Origin of the sequence: Lacrimispora amygdalina, assembly GCF_003432035.1 — a bacterium.
Lineage (GTDB): Bacteria > Bacillota > Clostridia > Lachnospirales > Lachnospiraceae > Lacrimispora > Lacrimispora amygdalina.
Window position 1 is genome coordinate 1 of the sequence record NZ_QOHO01000091.1, and the last position, 1,672, is coordinate 1,672.

2 protein-coding genes are annotated in these 1,672 nt (G+C 38.8%); both read right to left on the reverse strand.

Translation table 11 applies throughout. From position 1 onward, the window contains the following. Positions 1-97 precede the first annotated feature (97 nt). Complete coding sequence (locus tag DS742_RS24225) at positions 98-1,375, reverse strand: IS110 family RNA-guided transposase (RefSeq protein WP_117419514.1); 1,278 nt, start codon at positions 1,373-1,375, stop codon at positions 98-100. 80 nt (positions 1,376-1,455) lie between these two features. Continuing rightward, positions 1,456-1,672: hypothetical protein (locus DS742_RS29275; RefSeq protein WP_205692800.1), on the reverse strand; the 217-nt coding region annotated here is incomplete at its 5' end.

Below are 1,672 nucleotides of genomic sequence, written 5' to 3' on the forward strand. Positions count from 1 at the left end.
TAGTGTGAAAGAAAGTAGAGGTCAGCCAAAAAGTGGCGCACTTATCTAAGCTGTCAGTAAACGGCAACTTTTTATAGGTGATTATTTAAGAAAAATTTTAAGAAGCTATTATTAGTTCTGGTGGCGGATATAATCCTTCACTTTGTAATAGTTTCATGGCTTGCTTGATAGCTTTTGCTTTTTGTTTATCCAGTAAAGCTTCAGGCATATCGATTTTATACAGATCACTTGGATTCCATGCTTCACCAGTTGATAACATCTGGTAAATTGCGGTTAGAATCATTCGAGCGATAGCAATAGTGGTTCTTTTCTTGCCACGGCGTTTCACAAGGGATTCATATTTCTTTTTGTAGTAAGGAGACTTGTCAGATTTTACGGCTGCATGGGCACACTGTACCAATGCAGGTTTGAGGTAAACTCCAGCACGTGTGACTCTGACCGACTTCTTCTTACCAGCAGATTCGTTGCTGCCTGGGGTTAATCCAGCCCAGCAACACAGGCGTTTTGAATTGCAGAATTGTGACATATCAATACCTATTTCGGAGATGATAGTGATTGCACTATCACGTTTAACACCCGGAATAGTCATTAGAAACTGGATAGCATTTTCATAGTCAGGATCAGAAGAAATCAAATTTTCTATTTCACGGTCTATATCATTGATTTCAGCTGTGATATAATCCATATGTGCACGGACAAGGTGCATACGATATTTTTGGGAATCAGTCATCTGATATCCTTCAATGGATTCAATCACTGCATCTTCTTTCGATTTGAGAGACCGAAGAAGTTTAGAAGCTATTTCTTCATGATTGATAGAATTGCCAGACTGTTCAAGCAGATAGTCAATGATGGATGTGGATGACTTCCCAAAGATATCGGATACAACAGAATCTAATGCAACATTACACACAGTAAGAGCATTCTGATATCTATTCTTTTCACTGGAACGGCAGGAAACAAGTTTATAGCGATACCTTGTAAACTCTCGCAAAATACGGATTTTTTTACAGGGAATGTAACTGCCTTTTACAAGTCCTAGTCGGAACAAATCTCCAATCCATTTAGAATCTTTGGTGTCATCCTTGTTGCCCTTTACAGCCTTTACCCATTTAGGATTGGCAATAGTAACATTGATTTCATCCTCTAAGAGATTAAATACAGGAATCCAGTATTTACCAGTAGATTCCATACAAAGGTCATGACAGTTATTGTCAAGAAGCCATTGCTTGAACTCAAGAATTGAATTGTTAAAGGTGGAAAAACGTTTTTTCTGATAAGAGGGCTCGATACCACCGGTGGTAGTAATGATTGTGGCGACGAGAAATGATTTGTGAACATCGACACCACAACAGGTAATGTAAGTAACTTTCATAGTCAGACTCCTTTCTGAAATAAGATAAGAAGCCATTGACTGAACTGCCACACAATTTAACCAAGGCGTTAAAACAATTCTTAGTGTACGGTCTTATAGAGCCACTTATTTGTGCTTGAAAAGGCAGGACTTACACTGATTATTATGCTGTCTAAAACGAGAAAGAATTTACAACTCCTCCTCCCGTGCTTTGTAGTGTAGCTTCTTGAAGCTATTATCTCATGTAGTAGAGGTTTTGCAAATCTTTCATTACTATTTGTGCCGCGCCCGAAGGCGCGCGGAATGGAGATTATTATG